Below are 18657 nucleotides of genomic sequence, written 5' to 3'. Positions count from 1 at the left end.
GCTTAATGAATGTATTGTAATGCATTTTGGAGGATAAATGCGTATGTACTGTGAAGTCTATAAAATAGAATGAATTCATTAATATAAATTCATTAAGATTACTGCAAAGCTACGTTTTAAATATTAAATGGAATATTTATAGATTTATTTTAAGATTAAATGAATGTTTTTTTAATCTTATTTCTGAAGAATATCAAAGTAATATAAGTACTTTAAATTTTAGTAAAAAAATAATGAGTTTGTTAAAGTAACATCATTTATCAGAAATAAATACTTAATCTACAATGAGTTTTTTAGAAGCAATTCCTTCAGCTGTACGAATTTGAACGATGTAAATTCCTTTTGGAAATTGTGATGTATTTATAATAGTTTCATTTGTAGATAATACACGTTGTCCTAAACTATTATACATTGTGATATCTTGAATAACAATAGCTTGCTCTTCTGGTAATTCAATAGTAACATTAGAAGGTGCAGGATTTGGAAATAGCTTAAATCGAGAAGTAATAGATTGTTCTTCTTTTACAGTTAATAAGGTATCACTAAGGTCAAAAATACGTACATGTCCTTTGCCTCCATTACTCAAGTTTGAACCTATAGCAACAATACTACCATTATCAGAAAGACTAACACTAATACCAGATTGATCACCTGGCATCTCACCATCTATATCATTTCCTATTTGTCTCCAAAGATCATTCTGAAATTGGAACACACGTACATGTCCTGAAGAAATCCCATTATCGTTATCATTAAGCCTTGCGCCTATAGCAACAATATTTCCATTGGTAGATAAACTCAATCCTCTACCAAATTGGTCACCAGGCATTTCACCAACAATATTTGTTCCTATTTGTTCCCAATTTACTCCTTCATCTTTATAAATCCTTACTTCACCTATTTGGTTATTTTCATCTACACCATCAACCAAAGAAGATATTGCAATTACAGTACCATCTCCAGAAAGACTTAATTCTCTACCAAATTGATCACCTACCATTTCACTGGTAATATCATTACCAATTTGAACCCATGATTCTCCTTGATTTTTAAATACTCTAACATTACCAGATAAAACACCATCACCAACATCAAAAGGAGTCCCTATAGCAACTGTACTTCCATTGTCAGAAAGACTAACCACAGTTCCTAATACATTAGCAGAAACTGCATCGTTTATATTGTTTCCTATTCTAACCCAATTATTATTTTGATTTCTGTAAACGCCTACTTGTCCAGAAACAGGATTATTTGCAATGTTTATATTTGAACCTATAGCCACTGTATTGCCATCACAAGAAAGACTTACACTTCTTCCAAAAAATCGTTGTGCAGCACTACCATCAATATCTTGACCTATCTGAGTCCAGGAGTTATTATTGTTTTGATAAATACGTACGTGACCTTTATTATTATTGTTATTACTTGCTCCAATAGCAACAATTCTTCCATTACAAGAAAGACTTACACTTGTTCCAGAAAGATCACCAATTGCTTCTCCATCAATATCTTGACCTATTTGTGTCCAAGTACCTCCTTGGTTTTCATAAATACGTACGTGACCTGAGTTAATGCCATTCCCATCATTATCAAATGCACCAATAGCTATAACATTTCCATCAGAAGAAATACTAACATTAGTTCCAAAAAGATCACCTTCGGCTTCTCCATCAATAGTTTGACCTATTTGAATTTGTCCAAAGGCTACAAAAGGAATGAGAATAAAAAGTAATGGAAATTTCATTTTACCATTATGTTTTTGTAAAGAACGGAAATATTTACTATTAATAAAAAAATGTTTAATTAAATATCTATTTAACAATAAAATAATACAATTCAATTAAACAAAAATGGTGTAATTCTTAAAAAAAACTTAAATTTAGTGTAACAATTAGTAAAAAGTTGCGTCTTTACTAAGACACTAGTCATGACTTCTATTAAAAAATTAAATAAAACCACTGTCCTTTTTATCCTAATATTTTTATTGGGACTCGTTGTTATTGGGGTTTATATTAATAATTCTTTTAATGAAGACGGTAACCATACTTCTACCCCTTCTTCTTCTTCTCAAATAGAAAATATCGCTAGTTAAAATTAACCAGCTATTCTAGTTTTCTTTTTATTCAAAATCACATTTCATTTTTTTAGTTTTAAATAAAATCAGTTATCAACATACTATATAATTATCTTTTCTTTTTCTTTAAAAATTTAAAAAAATATGATGATTATAATAGGATGTGAATAGCGGTATAACTTTTTGATCATTTTTTTTGATTTGTCACTTACTATGAGTTATTCACTATTTATGAAAAGTAATATATACCCTATATCTCTTGAAAATAGGAGTTTTAGAAATAGCTATTCACAATTGTTGAAAACCATAATTGACAACAATTTGAAGATAATTTAGCTTGTTAGTTATTAAATATTGGATGAAAAACGACTGATATAATTGATAAAAACTAATCAAATAAAAAGTTGTGAGATTCTTATAGAGCCTGTATTGTAAAAAAAATGGTAGTATCCAATTTCAGTTATTAATAAATTTTAAAAGTTATTGACAAAAGCTATTCACAGCTTATAAACAAGTATTAGGTATTTAACTAGAAGTAGTTGTTATTGTTTATTAAAAGTATATACGCTTTCGCGAAAGCGTATGCTATAAACCTAGAGTTTATATAAATTTGTAGAAACTAATACAGCAGACTCATGAAAATTGCCATAGGAAATGATCACGCAGGTCCAGATTACAAACATACTATTGTAAAGTATCTAGAAAGTGAAGGCCATGAAGTAACAAATTATGGAACTGATACTACAGATAGTGTAGATTATCCAGATTTTGGACATTTAGTTGCTAAAGATGTTGAAAATGGAGTTGTAGATTTTGGGATTGTAATTTGTGGTAGTGGTAATGGTATTGCGATGAGCGTTAATAAGCATAAAAATGTACGTGCTGCACTTTGCTGGATGAAAGAAATAGCTGCATTAGCAAGACAACATAATGATGCAAATGTGATTAGTATTCCAGCTAGATATACTTCAGAAAATCAAGCATTAGAAATGGTAAAAACTTTTTTAACGACAGATTTTGAAGGAGGACGTCATCAGCGAAGAGTAGATAAAATATCACATTGTTAATTTTCAAAAAACCGCTTCGCGGATACTATAATGCAAACCAAGCCGCTCGTTTTTGATATAAAATCATATAAAAACCTCCATAGAGATGAGTTGTATGCGATGCTTCAATTACGATCTGAAGTTTTTGTAGTAGAGCAAGATTGTGTCTATCAAGATATAGATGGTAAAGATGATATAGCACTACACGTATTAGGGTATAAGGATAAAGAACTCGTTGCTTACACACGTATTTTTCCGCCTCAAACATATTTTAAAGATGCTAGTATAGGTAGGGTAGTAGTGCGCGCTTCAGAACGAAAGCATAAGTATGGATATGATCTTATGAAAAAATCTATAGAAGCTGTAGAAAAAGCATATGATACTACTACAATTAAAATATCTGCACAAACGTATTTAAAATCATTTTATAATACTCTTGGATTTAAAGAAGTAGGAGAGGGGTACTTAGAAGATGGAATCCCACATATTGGGATGATAAGAACTTCCTAGAAAAATAACTATTTTTTATAGGTTATACGTTTATCAAAAGGAAGCCCTAATTGATAGCTGAGAACATCAGTTTGTGTTTCATCAATAATATCTAGTCCAAATTCAATTTTACTAGGATCATCATATAAAAATGTTCCAAATAAACGATCCCATATAGAAAGAATGTTGCCATAGTTAGTATCTGTCCACGGCATTTCTCTATGGTGATGAAAACGATGCATTCCGGGTGTTACAATAATATAACTTAAAGCTTTGTCAAGCTTTTCTGGCACTGCAAAACGAGTGTGTGTCCAATAGGTAAAAAAGATCGTAATAATCCGATAAAAAAGATAAAAAGAAATAGGCATTCCAGTAATAAGTACTGCAAAAAGTGCTGCCACCTCTCTCATGATAAAATCTATAGGATGATGTCTAGTCCCAGAAGTAACATCAAGATGTGTATCACTATGATGTACGGTGTGTAAATGCCATAGCCATTTATTTTTATGAAGTAAATAATGTACTCCATATTGTGCAATAAGGTCTAGAAATAATAAGGAGATAATGAGCTCTACCCATACTGGAGCTTCAAACCAATGCAATAGTCCTAATTGAACCTTTTGACCCCATAAGAAAATACCTGCAGTAGCAATTCCAAAAACAGTATTAATTACCATTGTAAAAGAAAGCAACGTAAGATTGGTACGCGCATGTTTCCATTTTTTATAGCTCTTTTTTCGAAAAGGATAATAGCCTTCTAATATCCAAAAAATAGTAATTACAGCAATAAGCCAGATAAGTTTTTGCCAGATGGGCATTACTTCAAAAAAGTCAAGAAAAGCATTCATTTATTTCTTCTTTTTCTTCTTTTTGACATACGTTACCAGGATTTCAACACGTCTATCCAATTTGGTATCTCCACCTAGAGGGTATCTACTTCCAAAACCTTCATATCGCATTCTTTTTTTAGAAACACCATTTTTAGATAGATAATCATACACAAATTTAGCGCGTGAAACAGATAAATTACGCTTACCAGTTTTTAAATCTATAGCATCTCGTCCTCTACCTACACAACACACGTGTCCTTGGATTTTAAAAATGATATTATCATTTTCTTTAAGAAACTTAGCCAGCTCTCTTAAGCTTTTATAAGAACTACTTTTTATATAACTATAGTTGATTTTGAAGAGGATATTTTCTAATAATATACGATCACCTTTTGTAATGGTATCAGAAAATGATTTATATCGTTTTTCTTCTACAGCAGCGGTAAGTTCTTTTTCACTTTCTTCTTCTTCTTGACTTATAACACGAGGCTGCTTAATAGAAACAATAATCTCTACTTTACGATTGAGCTTACGTTGTACCTCATTTGTGATATCATCAAGTCTCGTGAGTAAAAGCTCTCCTTTTCCATCAGAATTTTTAATAATAGTATCTGAGATACCTTGTTCAGAAAAAATAGCTTTAATGGCATCTGCACGTTGTTGAGAGAGTTTATTATTATAAGCATCACTCCCTCTATCATCACAATACCCATAAATAGAAATATCTTCTATTTTATCTTTAGGTAAACTAGCAATAAAACGATTAAGTTTTGCGGTTTCTATAGGAGTTATATCATATTGATCTGTATCAAAAAAAGTCTCATGAGATCTATCTACTTGTGCAATAGAAATCATAGTATATAGTAAAAAGACAATATGTATATAAAATTGCTTAATAGGCTTATTTTAATGTGTTTTCATAGCGTTTAGCATCATTTAATATACTAACGGCTTCGGCTATTTCTTTATTATTTATGAGTTGATATTCATACAATCCATCACGATAGAAGTAACGCTTTACGATTTCATCGATAAGTAAATTTTGGATCTCTTCCTGACGATCATCTAGTTCTTTATTTTTAGCTTTTTCTATGGTATTTTCTAATTGCTTGTATATAGAAGAAACCTCATTATCTAAACCATCTTTTTTAGCTTGTTCTAACGCTTTCGCGAAAGCAGACTCCGTCTCTGTTTCATATTTGAAGTCTGTATTTTTTAAGAACTTTTTAAAATCTTCATAATCAGCATCTGTAAATTTAAATTCATCCAAGTTTGCATACTGATGCTTATAATAATAAGTTGTTGCATACTCAAATATGGCATTGTCTTTACTTAATGCTTTAGTTATAGGACTTGTTTGTGCAGAAGCAACTTCAATATCTGGAAAAACACCACCACCATCAAAAACTTTACGACCATTTCTAGTTTTGAACTCTTTATAATCTTGTGCATCTGTACGAACAGCATTTCCTTTTTCATCCCTATTCCAATAATCTAATGCTTGTATACAACGACCACTAGGTGTAAAATAACGAGAGATAGTTACTTTAAGTTGTGTACCATATGTAAGTGGTTTAGGACGCTGTACAAGACCTTTACCAAAACTACGAGCACCTATTACTACAGCACGATCATAATCCTGTAAACCTCCTGTAACAATCTCACTAGCCGAAGCACTACGACCATTTATTAATATGGCTAATGGAATTTCTGTATCTACAGGCTCTTCTTTGGTTTTATAGGTCTTATTATACTTCTTTACAACAGACTTTGTTGTAGTAATCACTTCTCCTTTAGGTAAAAATAAATTACAAATACGAATAGCCTCTACGAGTAATCCGCCTCCATTTCCTCTAAGATCTAGTATGATTTTTTCAGCACCATCATTTTTAAGATTGATAAGTGCCTCTTTTACTTGAGCAGATGCCTTTTTATTGAATTTTGTCAAAACAATATATCCAGTATTTCCATCAATAAGTTTATAAAACGGAACAGCATCTACATCTACCTCAGCTCTTTTTATAGTAGCTTGTGCAGTTTTACCTTGTCTTAGATACGTCACATTTAGGTTACTTCCAGGAGCTCCTTTTAATAAATCACCAGCATCTCCTTCAAAATCACTTATAGAAATATCACCTATTTTAATAATTTGATCACCAGCTTTAAGACCTGCCTTATCTGCTGGATAGCCTTTACGAGGCTCAATAATAGTCATTACTTTATCTTTGGTACGAACCGTAGACCCAATACCAGAGTATTCCCCACTTCTATTAATTTTTGCATCTTCCACTTCTTGTTCTGTCCAATACTTTGTATATGGATCAAGATCATCAAGCATCCCTTCTATGGCAGCATCCATAAGTTCTGCAGGATTGGTCTCATCTACATAATTCATGTTTAGCTCCTTAAAAAGGGTCGTAAAAATTTCTATTTGTTTAGCAATTTCAAAAAAATCACTTTTAAAACTTACCGTTGTAAAAAGGAGCACAACAGCAATAACGGAAATACTAATTTTCTTTTTCATAGACTCATACTATCTTCTATCCGACTAGGGTTTTAGTATAGGATATACCTTGTATATATGTAAAACCCAACATCGGTATTTATATTGTTTACGCTTTCGCGAAAGCGTACTATTTCTTTTTTCTTTTCCTGATCCAACGACGAATCATAAAAATGCCTAAGACCACTAAGATAATAAAAGGCCAGACGTGTAGCAACCCAAGGAAAAACTCTGAGATACCATTCCATCCATTTTTAAGGGCATTTACCATTTTACTTCCATACGAAACGGTAACACCTCTTTCTGAAGTTATTTTATAAAAGTAAATAGAGATGGTGCTTTCTGAAACTTGGTTTTGCAAGTATTGTAACCTGCCTTCTCGAGCTTCTATTTCTTCGCGTATTTTTGAGAGTTCGCGTTCTATTTCCAACATCTCTTTTACATCTTTAGCTTTAGATAGTAATTCTAAATAACGCTTTTCTAAGGTTCGTTTTGCTTTAAGACGCGCATTGAGATCTACAAATTCTTCTGTGACATCACGTTGTGAAATGGTCTTTTCTTCAAAGTAGGTCACCCCATCAGAAATGGTTTGAATCACAGCATCAAAGTTTTCTGAAGGAATTCTTATAGTAAGATTATGGTAAAGGGAATTATAGTTTTTGCCAGTATTATCACGTTGTACATATCCTTTTGCATTACGTACAGCATCTAGTATTTTTTGGTGTGTTTTTGCAAGATCTTGTGTTTCAAAACGGAGATTTCCTGTTTTGATGATCTTTTGAGAAACAGATTGAGTAGCTAAAGGAGCTTGTATGTTTTCCAAAGCAACAATTTCTGAAGATTCGATTTCTTCATAATAAGCATCATTCGTTTCTGTAGAAGATAAAAGACCTAAAAGTCCTGAAGAATCTTGACGTCCCAAATATGCATTTTCATGTTGTTTGTCAGAACAAGATAAAAGAACAAAAAAGCTAAGAATGAGTAGTAGTAGTCGCATCATTAAATCGTTTTAAGACCTTCATCATAGCACGTTCCATTTCGGGATACGTCACTATGTCACGGCCTGTATATATAATCAGTAGTGCAAAAGTTGTGCCTTTTGTATCTACTAGATGTTTATGATTGCGATATGCCTCTCTCATAAGCCGTTTAATACGATTACGAGTAACGGCTAGTTTATGATTTCGTTTTGATACAGAAACACCTGTTTGTATAGTAATATCAGGATAGGGTAGTGGGGTTTCTAAAAAAACAACACGTAATGGAAATGCTTTTACAGAAGTGCCTTCTACAAAAAGAGCATCAATAAGCTTTTTTGATTTTAGTTTTTCTTTTTTAGAAAATGTAAGTTGTTGTGTCATTTTTATATCTAGCGTACAAAAATATCTTTTCTGTATTATCTAGGCAATGATATAGATGTATTACGAGTAAGCGTAAGTTTATAATATTTAGTATCTCCATCCTGTAAATAAGAGACAACAGCTTCGTCGCCTGTCAATTCAAATAGTGTCTGTAGGTTTTTTTGATTCGGAGTCTCTGTTACTTTTGGACTTTCTCCATAAACAGGAGTTAGTACTTCGCTATTTTGTCCGTTATCAATATAGCCAGTATAAAGGCCTGCACCATTTCCTATAAGTGAAGTGCTAAATTCTTTAAAATAAAGAGAATCTAATTTGACCTCCTGATAGTCTTGATCAAGCAATAGGTTGATATTATATCCAGCACCTCCACCTTTAATACCTGCAACCCATTTTGAATAGGTAGCATTTTTAAATACTAGAGTTCCTTCTTTTTCAAAGGAAGTGTTTTTATGACCACCACAACTAGACATAATGATCGTAGTAATTATGATAAAAGGAGAAATAACAAGTCTCATGAGCTGTTTGTTTATTGTTTATATCATTCAATATTGATGCCATAAACGCAATAGTTAATCAACTATATAAAACTAGTTGAAATTATATAGTCTCACAAGATTAATACACTATATACTTATTAAATTAAGAATATTAGCTTACTGGGATTAGTTACGTATTAAATCAAAAAAGATGTTATAAAGAAAAAATTAAGCAGACTTATCCATAAAGATTTCTGATAATTGATCCATCGTTACGGGTTTAATTAAAAAATCTGTAACTAAACCTATTGTTTTTGAACGCTCCATATCAACAGGGTTAATAGACGAACTCACAATATACAGTGTAGAGTCTTTTAATTCTGGAAAATCATACTCACTTAGACTGCTAAGGAATTGCCAACCATTCATTACGGGCATATTTAAATCTAAAAGAATCACTTGAGGGATTTTACGTTCTTCTAGTTTTTTTAATGCACCCACAAAATAATCTAATGCTTCTTTTCCGTTTTTGAAGATTAGAAGGTTTTTTACAAGATTTTTCATATCTAGTATCTTGGTGATGAGGTTTACGTACATATCATCATCATCAATAATACAGGCCATTTCTATTGGGTATTTCATTGTAAGGGGATTAATGAAATTTATAATTGATTTCGTTAGTTTTATAATTGCACTGTAAATTTAGAACCTTTGCCAACGGTACTTTCTACAGTAATTTTTCCTCCTAAAGACTCTACTTGGCTTTTGGTTAAAAATAAACCTAATCCAGTTGAATCTTCATGATTATGGAAGGTTTTATACATTTGAAAAAGCTGAGTGCCATATTTTTCAAGATCTATTCCTAGTCCATTATCTTTAACCACAAGATAGTTCTTTTTATCTTCTTCGTAGGTAAAAATATTTATTTCAGGATCTCTATCTGGATGCTTGTATTTAATAGCATTAGTGATAAGGTTATGTAATATACTTTCTAAGTATGCAGATACATATGGAAACTCTTCAACCTCAGAAAATTCAGTATAGTATACGACTCTGTTTTGAAGGCTTATTTGTCGTATAGAATTTATAACTCTTTTGTATACTATCTCTATGTTTACGTTCTCTTTTTCTTTATTAACATTTGTTTGTAATGTAACAATTTCATTAAGATGCTTTAGAGTTACATCTAGGTTTGTAGCAATTTTAGAGAAATTATCAAAAAGTTCTTTTTGATCCTGATCTAAATTTTTAGTTTCAAAAAGAGCTGTGGTTAATTGTAGATTACTCACATGTGATCTTAAGTTGTGTGATACAATGTGCGCAAAATTATATAGCCGCTTATTATGTCCTTCTATAATATCTAGTGAAGCTTCTATCTGTAGTTCTTTTTTCTTTTCATCATCTATACTCTGAAAGACACCTCGTATACCTATAATTTCTCCTTCTTCGTTTTTTACAGGTTTACCATGGGCTTTTGCCCAAAACACCTCTTTTGTATAGGTAACCATTTTGACTTCGGCAGAGAAAGATTCTCCTTGGGCACAGGCAAAAAACAAATTGGTTGCTTTTTGCATATGCTCTTCAGCATAAAATAAGTAAGATTGATTTAAAGTAGGTATATATGTATCTGGGACTTTAAGTATTCTTCTTGCTTGCTTGTCAAAAAAACTTTTTTTGTTTACAAAATCAACACTCCATCCTCCAGCTTGTGTAAGATTAGAGATTTCTTCATAATAGAAATCATCCATAGCAAAGAAATTTGTTTTTTCTTCAGAGATGCGTTTTAAAGAGGGGCGTAAATGTTTTTTAATAGATTTTAACTCCATGACAATTGAATGTTCAACGTCGTAAGTTAGTTAGATTTTTTTGAATTAATATGCTTTTTTGAAAGAAAATGCGTTTTTCGCCGATAAATACGTGTATTTTGTCGATATTTCAAACTGTTAAGCACGGAAAAAACAATCAATTTTAATTATTTCTGAAGCATTTTTGTTATAGCTGTATAGTAAATTTTGCTCCCTTTCCCAATTTACTTTCTATCAATAAAGTTCCCCCCATAGCTTCTACTTGACTTTTTATAAGAAAAATACCCAGACCAGATTCATCTTCTACATAAGAATACCCAGTCTGAGTTTTTGATAGTAAATAATCTATCTTATTTTGGCTTAATCCAATTCCATTGTCTTTAACAACTAAGTATATTTTTTTGTTTTCTTCATAGGTAAATACATTGATTTCACACTCTCTTTCAGGATGCTTATTTAATAGAGAATTTTTAATAAGATGAAAAAGAATGTTTTTTAAATATGCAGGAATATATTTTACAACTTCAACTTCAGAAAACTCAGTATAGTATAATGCTCTTTGCTGGATATTAGAATTTTTAATTTTTTGAATTACTTCTTGATATAGATCTTTTACAACAATGTATTGAAGCTTTTTATTAGTACTATGTAAAGTAGCAATTGTATTAAGGTGCTCCAAGGTACATTCTAAACGATGACTAATGCTTTTTATACTATTAACCAACTCCTCCTGATCTTTGGTTAATGTTTCAACATCTATAAGCTTAGAAGTAAGCTGTAAATTACATACATGAGCATGGAGATTATGACTTACAATGTGAGATAATTGATATAACCACATATTTTGTTTTTCAGTATGTTTAAGAGATTTTTGTAATCTTAATTCTTGCTTTTTTTCTTCCTCAATGTTTTGGAAAACACCTCGTATTCCTATGATATTACCTTGCTCATTTTTTATAGCTTTTCCTTGTGCTCTAGCATAAAAAGCTTTTCCATGAAAAGTTTTCATTTTTATTTCCGTCTTGAACGATTCTCCTTTTGAGCATAAGGAAAATAAAGTAGCTGCTTTTTCTAGATCATTTAGATCAAAAAAACGATAGCCAGTTTTTAAAGAAGGGATATAATCTGAAGGTATTTGCAACAGTTTTCTTGCTTGAGGGTCTAAATGAGATTGTTTTTTAATAAAATCTACACCCCAATATCCAGAAGCGGTTACATTTGAAATATCATGATAACGAAAACTATTACATAAAGAATTTATATAACTGGAGGTGTTTATCTTAGAGGAAAAAACACTGAAGCGATTTCGTCTTTTTAGTAACATATATTATGATTTGGGATTCATAATATATCTAAATTTTGTAATAAAAACTAATATTTATGTATCTTTCTTGCTGATATACAGTAGTTTAGAGGTAAATCCGTATCATCCTTACGTATTTCCCTCATCTCGGGTTCAAAGAATGAAAGACCTACTTTTACAACCTCTTTTTTACACTCAGAAAGGAACCTGTCATAAAACCCTTTGCCATATCCAACTCTATTTCCCTGAAGGTCATAAGCTAATAAAGGCAAGAAAATAACATCTATTTTTTTTGAATCTATCTCAATACCATTTTCAGGTTCTGGAATTCCATAATCGTTTATAACAAATCGTGTAGCATCTGTAAGTAAATAATGCTTCATACGATTTGTTGTAAAATCACTTTTTGAAATAAGTATGTGTTTATCTTTTCCTTGAAGAATATTTAAAATGTATGAAGTATCTACTTCTTTTTGTTTGACTATAGGTAAAAAAATATGATAGTATTCATAGTCCCATATGTCTAATTCAAGAGAATGATTTGCTATGGCTAGGCTTTTTGTGTCTATTTCTTCTTCAGATAAATTTGCTCTGAGTTCTTTATACTTCTTCCTCAGCTTCTTTTTTTCCATGTCTAGTGGTTTTATCTGTAGAGATATTAAAGATTGCATCTCCTTGATATACAAGAGAGGCTTCATTTACATTAATAATGTACCCATCATGTGGAGCATTTACGGGATGTCTAAATTTCCCATAGGGATCAGTTATAGTTGCGATATGCTCTCCTTTAGATATATATTGTCCACATGTTACTTTTACATGCATTAATCCACTGTATTTTGCGCGCATCCATCTGGTGGCTTCTACAAGAACAGAGTGTTCTTGAATAGCTGGCACTTCAATAGCTGCTCTTAACATCCCTAAGTGATTTAAAAAACGAATGGCTCCATCTACTCCTACTCTAGCAATTTCCTTATCACTTACTTTAGATTTGCCCCCTTCAAACAATAAAACAGGAACCCCTAATCTAGAGCACGTTGCTCTGTATGATTTTGGGATTGTTTTTGAATGTAATGTAAATGGGGCATTAAAAATGGCAGCAAACTCGGCAGCGATTTTATTTTGAGGTTCTATACGAATTTGTGCCGCATTAAACCTACTTGCACCTCCTGTATGAAAATCTAAACAGTAATCTGCAATAGGAAGTATTTTTTTTACAAACTGATAGGCAAATCTACTAGCTAAAGACCCTCTTGGGTTTCCTGGAAACACACGATTTAAATCTCTTCCATCTGGAAAGGCACGTTTCATATCCAAAAACCCAAAGATATTGAGAACAGGAATACAAATAACTGTTCCCTTTTTAGGCCTGTTTATTTTTTTAGCGATAAGTTGACGTACAATTTCAACACCATTTATTTCATCTCCATGAATACCAGACGTAATTAAAATAACAGGCCCTCTTTTTTTAGAGCGCTCCACAATAACTGGTATCTCAACAGATGACGTAGTGTATAATTTGGCAAGATTAAAGTTGATAGTAGCACTTTCGCCCGGTGCTACTTTTTGACCTAATAAGGTGAGTATATTATCAGTATCTATAAATGCCATGTATCTCTTTATATATTTCGCTCAATATAGGAAATAATTGCGGTCGCAATGTCTGTTCCGGTAGCTCTTTCTATCCCTTCAAGTCCTGGTGACGAGTTTACTTCTAAAATAAGAGGGCCTCTATCACTTTGTAACATATCAACTCCAGCAACTCCTAACCCCATCGCCTCAGCGGCTTTAATAGCCGCATATTGCTCGGCTTCAGAAAGTCTAATAATTCTCGCAGTGCCTCCTCGATGTAAATTAGATCTGAATTCTCCTTCTTTTGCCTGACGCTTCATAGCACCTACAATCTTTCCATCTACAACAAAAGCTCTTAAATCTGCTCCTTGAGCTTCTTTAATATACTCTTGTACAATAACCCTTGCTTCAAGACCATTAAAGGCTTCGATTACTGATTCGGCAGCATTTTCTGTTTCAGCAAGAACCACTCCCAGACCTTGCGTACCTTCTAATAATTTTATGACCAAGGGAGCACCACCTACATGCTGTATGGCTTCCTTTACATCTCTAGAATAGTTTGTAAAAATAGTTTTAGGAAGTCCTAACTTACACTTAGAAAGAATCTGTAAGCTTCGCAATTTGTCTCTACTTTTAATAAGAGAGTCTGAAGTGGTTGTCGTAAAAGCCCCCATCATTTGAAACTGTCTTACCACGGCTGTTCCGTAATACGTTATTGAAGTTCCTATACGAGGTATAATAGCATCTGTAGTATCAAGATGCCTACCTTTATAGTACACCGTTGGGTTCTTTTTTTGAATGATAAGATCACATTTTAAGGGATCAACGACCTCTACACTATGACCTCTTTGCAAACCTACTTCTACAAGTCTTTTTGTAGAATATAGATGTGCATTACGAGAAAGTATTTTCAAATTCATGAAAGAGAGATTTAAAAAAGAAATTCATTTGTAAGAATTGTTTCTTCTTAACAAGAATCACTTTTGCAATTTACATAATTTAATGAATGTGTTTTTTAAGGGTTGTAAGGATTCTTTATACGCTTTCGCGAAAGCGTACTTTTTATGCATATCTCATAGCGTCTATCCAAGAGAATCTATATCTTTGAGTATGGAGCTTTCTCAACTAGACATACAATTAAAAACACTCCCAACAAGCCCTGGAATCTATCAGTATTATGATAAAGAAGAGAAGTTACTTTATGTAGGAAAGGCAAAGAATTTAAAGAAAAGAGTGCTCTCGTATTTTAATAAAACTATTGATAATGGTCGTATTCGTACAATGGTTAAAAAAATACATGAAGTACGTCATATTGTAGTGGCCACAGAAACCGACGCATTGCTTCTAGAGAATAATCTGATTAAAAAATATCAACCTCGATATAATGTCCTTTTAAAAGATGATAAAAGTTATCCATGGATTTGTATAAAAAATGAGCGTTTCCCTAGAGTATTTCCTACACGACGCTTAATTAAAGACGGAAGTGAGTATTACGGGCCTTATACAAGCATGAAAACAGTAAAGATCTTACTAGATCTTATTAAAAGTCTATATAAGCTCAGAACGTGTAATTATGATCTGTCTAGAGAAAAGATAGAAGCTGGAAAATATAAAGTTTGTTTAGAATATCATCTTGGTAATTGTGAAGGAGGTTGTGAAGGAAAACAAACAGAAGAAGATTATCACAAGCATGTAGAACACATTCGTCAGATAGTACGAGGTGATTTTAAAGAATCCTTACATCAGTTTAAAAACCAGATGCAAAAACATGCGGCCGCTATGGAGTTTGAGGAAGCACAACGCATTAAAGAAAAATTAGACATTCTTGAAAATTACCAAGCAAAAAGTACCGTTGTAAACCCTAAAATCACCAATGTAGATGTGTTTTCTATTATTAGTGATGAAGGCTATGGGTATGTGAATTTTTTACAATTATCACATGGGGCTATTATTAGATCTCATACGCTAGAACTTAAAAAACGACTTGACGAGACAGATAAAGAATTGCTAGAAATAGGAATCATAGAAATTCAGCAGCGATTTGATTCACAATCTAAAGAGATTTATGTGCCTTTTGAAGTTGACCTAGGAGATTCAATAAAGGTAACGATCCCTAAATTAGGGGATAAAAAACGCATCTTAGAACTTTCAGAACGCAATGCAAAGTACTATAGAATGGAGCGTTTTAAACAAACTAAAATTGTAGATCCAGACCGACATACCAATAGAATTATGGCACAGATGAAAGTAGATTTAAGACTTTCTGAAGAGCCTAGACATATAGAATGTTTTGATAATTCTAACATACAAGGAACAAATCCTGTAGCCGCTTGTGTAGTTTTTAAAAATGGAAAACCCAGCAAAAAAGACTATCGCAAGTTTAATATAAAAACAGTAGAAGGACCCGATGATTTTGCAAGTATGGAAGAGGTGGTTTTTAGACGTTACAAAAGACTACTTGAAGAGGACGAACCGCTACCGCAGCTCATTATCGTAGATGGAGGAAAAGGACAGCTCTCTAGTGGTTTAAAAGCGTTAGAAACATTAGGGTTACGAGGCAAAATAGCTATTGTAGGTATTGCAAAACGACTGGAAGAGATTTACTATCCAGGGGATAGTATTCCATTATACCTGGATAAAAAAACAGAAAGCCTTAAAATTATACAACAATTACGTAATGAGGCCCATCGCTTTGGAATCACTTTTCATAGAAATAAAAGAAGCAATGCTGCGTTAGGTACAGAACTAGAAGAAATCTCAGGAATAGGAGAAAAAACAATTGTTACATTGTTGAAACATTACAGATCGGTTTCTAAAGTAAAAGAAGCAAGTAAAAAAAGCCTTACAGAAGTAGTGGGAACCTCAAAAGCGGCTATAATTTATAATCATTATCATACAAAGTAGTGAAACTAAAACTTACATTTTTGTTGTTGTTTTGTGTGCTTTCTTTAAGTGCTCAGGTAACTCATGAACAAGACCTTAAAGTGGGTGTTGTGTTGAGTGGTGGTGGTGCAAAAGGGCTTGCACATGTGGGTGTACTTAAAGTATTAGAAGAGGCAGGTGTACGAGTAGATTATGTTGCTGGAACAAGTATGGGTGCTATTGTAGGAGGGTTATACGCTTCTGGATATAGTGCAACGCAATTAGACTCTCTTTTTAGAGCAGTAGATTTTGATAAAATCATTCAAGATGAGTTGCCACGTAAGGCAAAGACATTTTATGAAAAAGAAGCATCAGAGAAGTATGCCGTTTCATTACCCTTTGATAATTTTAAATTATCACTCCCACAATCTATTTCTAAAGGGCAGAATACCTATAATCTATTGATTCGACTTCTGGAACATGTAAGCGACACCAATGATTTTACACAATTACCTATTCCATTTTTTTGTGTTGCTACTGATATAGAAAAAGCAGAACAAGTAATTTTAGACACCGGTTTTTTACCAGAAGCCATAAGTGCAAGTGGTGCACTTCCTACGTTATTTAAACCTGTTACTTTAGGAGACAGAATCCTTATAGATGGGGGAGTTTTAAACAATTATCCCATCAACGAACTTCGCGCCAAAGGAGTTGATGTTATCATAGGAATAGATGTACAAGACGGACTTCGTAAGAGAGACAAGCTTACGACGGCTCCAGATATTTTTTTACAGATTAATAACTACCGTACTATAAAGGAAATGGAAGGTAAGCGAGATAGTACAGATGTGTATATACGGCCTGATATCAAAGATTTTAGTGTGGTAGATTTTGATCAAGCTAATGTGATTATTGATCGTGGAGAGACTGAAGCCTTAAAACAATTTGATGCGTTAAAAGAAATTGCGACAAAACAGCGTACGCTTTCGCGAAAGCGTATAGAGGAACCTAAACTAAAGGATAGTATCAAAATAGATGCTGTTGTGATACGTGGAAATAAAGATTATACACGTTCTTACATCTTAGGAAAATTACAATTAGATCCGCCAGTTACATTAGATTATGAACGTTTCAGTAATGGAATTAATAATCTTGCGGCAACAGCAAATTTTGATCGTATAGGGCATCGTTTTAAGCCCATTCCAGAAGGCACATTATTAAAGATAGATGTTCAAGAATCTAAAAGTAAGCAGTCTATAGGTTTAGGGTTACATTATGATGATTTATATCGAAGCGCAGCGCTTGTAAATTATACAAGAAAACGCATTCTTTTTGATAATGATATTGCTACGTTTGATCTTATTATAGGAGATAATATCCGATATGCTTTTAATTACTATATAGATAAGGGTTATTATTGGAGTGTAGGGATAAGATCTACGTATAATAATTTTGAAAAGGGGGTAAGCGCCCGACTTGTAGAGGAAGTGAGCAGTGCTGATTTAACAGGGCTTAGTAGAGTTACATTAGATTATCAAGATATCACTAATCAGCTTTATCTACAGACATTATTTGTAAAACAATTTTCTTTAGATTTAGGTGTCCAGCATAAGTTCTTGGATGTAGAAACAGAAACTGTAGACGATGATGATGATATCCCTGGCTCTGTTTTTGAAAAGAGTCATTTTTTTGGAGCTTATGGACAGTTGCGATATGACTCTTTAGACAATAGATATTTTCCTAAATCAGGAGTGTATTTTGATGGCGATTTTGATTTAACCCTTTTTTCTTCAGACTTCAATGATAATTTTACTGAGTTTTCTATTGCAAATGCCTATTTCTTGTATGCAGCAAGTATTGCTAAAAAATGGACATTTCTATCAGAAATAAGTGGGGGATTTAAAATAGGAGGAGAAGATGTGCGATCTCTTGATTTTTTTCTAGGTGGGTATGGCAATAAAAAGATCAATAATCTAGTTCCTTTTTATGGATATGATTTTATAAGTGTTGCTGGAGATGGATATGTAAAAGCAGGGTTTTCTATAGATTATGAGTTTCTTAAAAAAAATCATTTGAATATAGGTGTAAATATTGCAAATGCAGGGTATAATCTTTTTACTTCTGAAGAGTGGCTTACAAGTCCTGATTTTACTGGATATGCATTAGGGTACGGCATGGATACCTTTTTGGGTCCGCTTGAATTGAAGTATACATACAGTCCTGAAGTAAAGGCGGGAGAGTGGTTTATTGCTATTGGTTTTCAATTTTAATTAATTATTTGATCGTTTTAAGTTAAAATTTTGAATTATTATCAATTTTTTAACATAATCAATTAA

General features: G+C 32.5%; 18 protein-coding genes. 5 read left to right on the top strand and 13 right to left on the bottom strand.

What is annotated here, in order from left to right; genetic code table 11:
• Positions 1 to 274 precede the first annotated feature (274 nt).
• Complete coding sequence (locus CHB80_RS04915) at positions 275 to 1744, bottom strand: T9SS type A sorting domain-containing protein (protein ID WP_089370301.1); 1470 nt, start codon at positions 1742 to 1744, stop codon at positions 275 to 277.
• A gap of 183 nt (positions 1745 to 1927) precedes the next feature.
• On the opposite strand from CHB80_RS04915, the gene CHB80_RS24520 reads away from it, so the two are divergent.
• The 3 genes from CHB80_RS24520 to CHB80_RS04905 all read left to right on the top strand — a co-directional run bounded on the left by CHB80_RS24520 (position 1928) and on the right by CHB80_RS04905 (position 3630).
• Complete coding sequence (locus tag CHB80_RS24520) at positions 1928 to 2092, top strand: hypothetical protein (protein ID WP_179218085.1); 165 nt, start codon at positions 1928 to 1930, stop codon at positions 2090 to 2092.
• 617 nt (positions 2093 to 2709) lie between these two features.
• Positions 2710 to 3141: a ribose 5-phosphate isomerase B gene (rpiB, locus tag CHB80_RS04910; RefSeq protein WP_089370300.1), complete on the top strand. Its 432-nt coding sequence runs from the start codon at positions 2710 to 2712 to the stop codon at positions 3139 to 3141.
• A 30-nt stretch (positions 3142 to 3171) separates the two neighbouring features.
• Positions 3172 to 3630, top strand: a complete 459-nt coding sequence (locus CHB80_RS04905) for a GNAT family N-acetyltransferase (RefSeq protein WP_089370299.1) — start codon at positions 3172 to 3174, stop codon at positions 3628 to 3630.
• An 8-nt stretch (positions 3631 to 3638) separates the two neighbouring features.
• Here CHB80_RS04905 and CHB80_RS04900 read toward each other — a convergent pair whose 3' ends face one another.
• The 12 genes from CHB80_RS04900 to rimK form a co-directional block, all read right to left on the bottom strand.
• Complete coding sequence (locus CHB80_RS04900; RefSeq protein ID WP_089370298.1) at positions 3639 to 4457, bottom strand: sterol desaturase family protein; 819 nt, start codon at positions 4455 to 4457, stop codon at positions 3639 to 3641.
• Positions 4458 to 5294, bottom strand: a complete 837-nt coding sequence (locus CHB80_RS04895; protein ID WP_089370297.1) for an OmpA family protein — start codon at positions 5292 to 5294, stop codon at positions 4458 to 4460. It lies immediately after the preceding gene.
• A 46-nt stretch (positions 5295 to 5340) separates the two neighbouring features.
• A complete protein-coding gene (locus CHB80_RS04890) occupies positions 5341 to 6963 on the bottom strand; it encodes a S41 family peptidase (RefSeq protein WP_089370296.1) in 1623 nt (540 codons plus the stop codon).
• Between the two features lie 109 nt (positions 6964 to 7072).
• The gene (locus CHB80_RS04885) at positions 7073 to 7942 is read right to left on the bottom strand and encodes a DUF4349 domain-containing protein (protein ID WP_229746896.1); all 870 of its coding nucleotides are present in this window, start codon (positions 7940 to 7942) and stop codon (positions 7073 to 7075) included.
• A complete protein-coding gene (rnpA, locus tag CHB80_RS04880; RefSeq protein ID WP_089370294.1) occupies positions 7914 to 8303 on the bottom strand; it encodes a ribonuclease P protein component in 390 nt (129 codons plus the stop codon). The genes CHB80_RS04885 and rnpA overlap by 29 nt, the downstream gene beginning before the upstream one ends.
• Positions 8304 to 8338: 35 nt before the next feature.
• On the bottom strand, positions 8339 to 8818 hold the full coding sequence (locus tag CHB80_RS04875) for a hypothetical protein (RefSeq protein WP_089370293.1): 480 nt from the start codon (positions 8816 to 8818) through the stop codon (positions 8339 to 8341).
• 189 nt (positions 8819 to 9007) lie between these two features.
• Positions 9008 to 9421: a response regulator gene (locus CHB80_RS04870; protein ID WP_089370292.1), complete on the bottom strand. Its 414-nt coding sequence runs from the start codon at positions 9419 to 9421 to the stop codon at positions 9008 to 9010.
• A gap of 41 nt (positions 9422 to 9462) precedes the next feature.
• Complete coding sequence (locus CHB80_RS04865; RefSeq protein ID WP_089370291.1) at positions 9463 to 10605, bottom strand: sensor histidine kinase; 1143 nt, start codon at positions 10603 to 10605, stop codon at positions 9463 to 9465.
• Positions 10606 to 10771: 166 nt separating this feature from the next.
• Positions 10772 to 11908: a PAS domain-containing sensor histidine kinase gene (locus CHB80_RS04860; RefSeq protein ID WP_089370290.1), complete on the bottom strand. Its 1137-nt coding sequence runs from the start codon at positions 11906 to 11908 to the stop codon at positions 10772 to 10774.
• 47 nt (positions 11909 to 11955) lie between these two features.
• Complete coding sequence (locus CHB80_RS04855) at positions 11956 to 12519, bottom strand: 5-formyltetrahydrofolate cyclo-ligase (RefSeq protein WP_089370289.1); 564 nt, start codon at positions 12517 to 12519, stop codon at positions 11956 to 11958.
• The gene (locus CHB80_RS04850; protein WP_089370288.1) at positions 12488 to 13498 is read right to left on the bottom strand and encodes a succinylglutamate desuccinylase/aspartoacylase family protein; all 1011 of its coding nucleotides are present in this window, start codon (positions 13496 to 13498) and stop codon (positions 12488 to 12490) included. Before CHB80_RS04850 ends, CHB80_RS04855 begins: the two co-directional genes overlap by 32 nt.
• Positions 13499 to 13506: 8 nt before the next feature.
• Positions 13507 to 14379 (bottom strand): 30S ribosomal protein S6--L-glutamate ligase, encoded by an 873-nt coding sequence (gene rimK, locus CHB80_RS04845; protein WP_089370287.1) that lies wholly within the window; start codon positions 14377 to 14379, stop codon positions 13507 to 13509.
• Between the two features lie 190 nt (positions 14380 to 14569).
• On the opposite strand from rimK, the gene uvrC reads away from it, so the two are divergent.
• Together uvrC and CHB80_RS04835 are read left to right on the top strand one after the other, a co-directional pair.
• Positions 14570 to 16363 (top strand): excinuclease ABC subunit UvrC, encoded by a 1794-nt coding sequence (gene uvrC, locus CHB80_RS04840; RefSeq protein WP_089370286.1) that lies wholly within the window; start codon positions 14570 to 14572, stop codon positions 16361 to 16363.
• Positions 16363 to 18591 (top strand): patatin-like phospholipase family protein, encoded by a 2229-nt coding sequence (locus CHB80_RS04835; RefSeq protein ID WP_089370285.1) that lies wholly within the window; start codon positions 16363 to 16365, stop codon positions 18589 to 18591. The genes uvrC and CHB80_RS04835 overlap by 1 nt, the downstream gene beginning before the upstream one ends.
• Positions 18592 to 18657: the final 66 nt, after the last annotated feature.

Source organism: Dokdonia pacifica, assembly GCF_900188275.1.
In the GTDB taxonomy this organism is placed as follows: domain Bacteria; phylum Bacteroidota; class Bacteroidia; order Flavobacteriales; family Flavobacteriaceae; genus Dokdonia; species Dokdonia pacifica.
This window is presented reverse-complemented; position numbering and strand designations above follow the sequence as displayed.

Bases quoted from the DNA above. Each gene is read 5' to 3' on its own strand.
- CHB80_RS04915 (WP_089370301.1), bottom strand. From the start codon at position 1,744: ATGAAATTTCCATTACTTTTTATTCTCATTCCTTTTGTAGCCTTTGGA.
- CHB80_RS24520 (WP_179218085.1), top strand. From the start codon at position 1,928: ATGACTTCTATTAAAAAATTAAATAAAACCACTGTCCTTTTTATCCTA.
- rpiB (WP_089370300.1), top strand. From the start codon at position 2,710: ATGAAAATTGCCATAGGAAATGATCACGCAGGTCCAGATTACAAACAT.
- CHB80_RS04905 (WP_089370299.1), top strand. From the start codon at position 3,172: ATGCAAACCAAGCCGCTCGTTTTTGATATAAAATCATATAAAAACCTC.
- CHB80_RS04900 (WP_089370298.1), bottom strand. From the start codon at position 4,457: ATGAATGCTTTTCTTGACTTTTTTGAAGTAATGCCCATCTGGCAAAAA.
- CHB80_RS04895 (WP_089370297.1), bottom strand. From the start codon at position 5,294: ATGATTTCTATTGCACAAGTAGATAGATCTCATGAGACTTTTTTTGAT.
- CHB80_RS04890 (WP_089370296.1), bottom strand. From the start codon at position 6,963: ATGAAAAAGAAAATTAGTATTTCCGTTATTGCTGTTGTGCTCCTTTTT.
- CHB80_RS04885 (WP_229746896.1), bottom strand. From the start codon at position 7,942: ATGATGCGACTACTACTACTCATTCTTAGCTTTTTTGTTCTTTTATCT.
- rnpA (WP_089370294.1), bottom strand. From the start codon at position 8,303: ATGACACAACAACTTACATTTTCTAAAAAAGAAAAACTAAAATCAAAA.
- CHB80_RS04875 (WP_089370293.1), bottom strand. From the start codon at position 8,818: ATGAGACTTGTTATTTCTCCTTTTATCATAATTACTACGATCATTATG.
- CHB80_RS04870 (WP_089370292.1), bottom strand. From the start codon at position 9,421: ATGAAATACCCAATAGAAATGGCCTGTATTATTGATGATGATGATATG.
- CHB80_RS04865 (WP_089370291.1), bottom strand. From the start codon at position 10,605: ATGGAGTTAAAATCTATTAAAAAACATTTACGCCCCTCTTTAAAACGC.
- CHB80_RS04860 (WP_089370290.1), bottom strand. From the start codon at position 11,908: ATGTTACTAAAAAGACGAAATCGCTTCAGTGTTTTTTCCTCTAAGATA.
- CHB80_RS04855 (WP_089370289.1), bottom strand. From the start codon at position 12,519: ATGGAAAAAAAGAAGCTGAGGAAGAAGTATAAAGAACTCAGAGCAAAT.
- CHB80_RS04850 (WP_089370288.1), bottom strand. From the start codon at position 13,498: ATGGCATTTATAGATACTGATAATATACTCACCTTATTAGGTCAAAAA.
- rimK (WP_089370287.1), bottom strand. From the start codon at position 14,379: ATGAATTTGAAAATACTTTCTCGTAATGCACATCTATATTCTACAAAA.
- uvrC (WP_089370286.1), top strand. From the start codon at position 14,570: ATGGAGCTTTCTCAACTAGACATACAATTAAAAACACTCCCAACAAGC.